Origin of the sequence: Paracoccus denitrificans (assembly GCF_900100045.1) — a bacterium.
GTDB lineage: Bacteria > Pseudomonadota > Alphaproteobacteria > Rhodobacterales > Rhodobacteraceae > Paracoccus > Paracoccus denitrificans.
The window spans coordinates 1-2,275 of sequence record NZ_FNEA01000081.1 but is presented as its reverse complement, the minus strand read 5'-3'; the positions used below and the strand labels follow the sequence as shown (position 1 = coordinate 2,275).

Below are 2,275 nucleotides of genomic sequence, written 5' to 3'. Positions count from 1 at the left end.
AAGGCCGCAGCCCCAGAAGCCGCAGCCCCAGAAACCGCAGCCCGAGAAGACCCAGCCGGGACCGGCAGCATCGAAGCCGGCAGCAGCGCAGCCGCCGCAGCAGAAGCCGCCGGCGCAGCCCCGGCAGGATCAGGCGCGGGATCAGACGCAGGACCGCAAGCCGGCCCCGCCGCCGCAAAAGCCCGCGAGCCCGGCCAGCCCGCAATCGGGCCCGCAATCGGGCCAGCAATCGGGCCCGCAATCGGGCCAGCAATCGGGCCAGCAATCGGGCCAGCAATCGGGCCAGGCGGCGCGTGCGGCCCAGCCGGCGGCCCCGGCCGATCCCAAGCCGCCGGCGCTGCGCCAGCAGGACCAGCCGATCCCGGTCCGGCCCATGGCGCAACCCGCCGCGAAGCCGGCCCCGAAACCTGCCGCGAAGCCCGCCGCAAAGCCTCTGGCCCGGGTCCGGCCCCAGCAGCCGGCCGCCGCCCCCGACCAGCCGGTGCGCCCGACCGTCGGCATCGCCGAGCCGCGCCGCCGGCACTGGCTGATCCTGGGCTCGTTCCTGGCGCTGGTGCTGCTGCCCAGCCTGCTCTGGGCCGCCTATCTCTGGCTGCGCGCCGAGGACCAGTATGTCTCGACCGTCGGCTTCTCGGTGCGCAAGGAACAGTCCACCCCCTCGATCGACCTGCTGGGCGGGCTGGCGCCGCTGGCCGGCGGCGCCAGCGCCTCGGACACCGACATCCTCTACGAATACATCCGCAGCCAGGACATGGTCGAAAGGATCGACGCCCGGCTCGACCTGCGCGCGCGCTTCTCGGGGCCTTGGCCGCATGACTTCGTCTTCGCCTTCGACCCCGAGGGCCATGTCGAGGACCTGACCGACTACTGGCAGCGCCAGGTCAAGGTGCTCTACGACAGCACCACCCAGCTGATCACGCTGAAGATCAGCGCCTTCACCGCCCGGGACGCGCAGGAGATCGCCGCGGCGGTGTTCCAGGAAAGCTCGGACAAGATCAACCAGCTCTCGACCATCGCCCAGGACGACGCCACCCGGCTGGCCAAGGCCGAGCTGGACAAGGCCCGCGCCGAGCTGACCGAGACCCGCCAGGCGATGACCGCCTTCCGCATGCGCTCGCAGATCGTCGATCCCGAGGCGGACCTGGCCGGGCAGATGGGGGTGCTGAGCGGGCTGCAGGCGCAGCTGGCCGAGGTGCTGGTCGCCCACGACCTGCTTCTGGACAACGCCCAGCCCACCGACCACCGCGTCACCCAGTCGCAGCAGAAGATCGACGCCCTGCGCCGGCTGATCGACGCCGAGCGCGCCAAGTTCGGCGCCGAGGGCAAGGGACCGGCGGGCGAGAGCTATGCCCAGCTGATGGCCGAATACGAAAAGCTGGCCGTGGACCGCGAATTCGCCGAGGGCGCCTATCGCTCGGCCCGCATCGCCCATGAGACGGCGCTGGCCGAGGCACAGCGCCAGGCGCGCTACCTGGCCGCCCATATCGAGCCCAAGGTGGCGCAAAGCGCGACCGAGCCGAACCGGCCCTGGCTCTGGGCGATGATCACCGGCATGCTGCTGGCGGGCTGGTCGATCCTGGTGCTGATCTATTACAGCGTCCGCGACCGCCGCTAGCGCGATGATCCGGCTCGAGAACCTGACCAAGCGCTATCGGCTCAAGGGCCGCGAGACGCTGGTGGCGGACCGGCTGAACGCCGAGTTCCCCACCGGGGCCTCGGTGGCGCTGCTGGGCCGCAACGGCGCGGGCAAGTCGACGCTGCTCAGGATGATCGCCGGCACGGTCTCGCCCACGGCCGGGCGGGTGCTGTCGGACGGCACCATCTCCTGGCCGGTGGGCTTTGCCGGCAGCTTCCACCCCGAGCTGACCGGGGCGCAGAACGTGCGCTTCGTGGCGCGCATCTACGGCGTGGATACCGACGAGCTGATCGATTACGTCGAGGATTTCGCCGAGCTGGGCCAGCATTACCACCAGCCCTTCGGCAGCTATTCCTCGGGCATGCGCTCGCGGCTGGCGATGGGCGCCAGCATGGGCATCCATTTCGACACCTATCTGGTCGACGAGGTGACCAGCGTCGGCGACGCCAATTTCCGCACCAAGTCGCAGCGCGTCTTTGCCGAGCGCATGGCCCGCTCCTCCGCCATCGTGGTCAGCCATTCCATGCCGATGATCCGCAGGATGTGCACCATGGGCGCCGTCCTGCACCACGGCCGCCTCACCCTGTGCACCGACCTCGAGGAGGCCATCAGAATGCACGAGGAAATCCTCAGGGTCCC

The 2,275-nt window shown here is 70.4% G+C and carries 2 protein-coding genes; both read left to right on the top strand.

Annotated features, from left to right (window positions below):
• Positions 1-1,615, top strand: a 1,615-nt coding sequence (locus BLT64_RS25795) for a KpsE/RkpR family capsule polysaccharide export protein (RefSeq protein ID WP_254777255.1), incomplete at its 5' end; no start/stop codon positions are given.
• A 4-nt stretch (positions 1,616-1,619) separates the two neighbouring features.
• Positions 1,620-2,275 (top strand): ABC transporter ATP-binding protein (locus BLT64_RS25790; protein WP_074810798.1); only part of this gene is annotated, 656 nt, incomplete at its 3' end.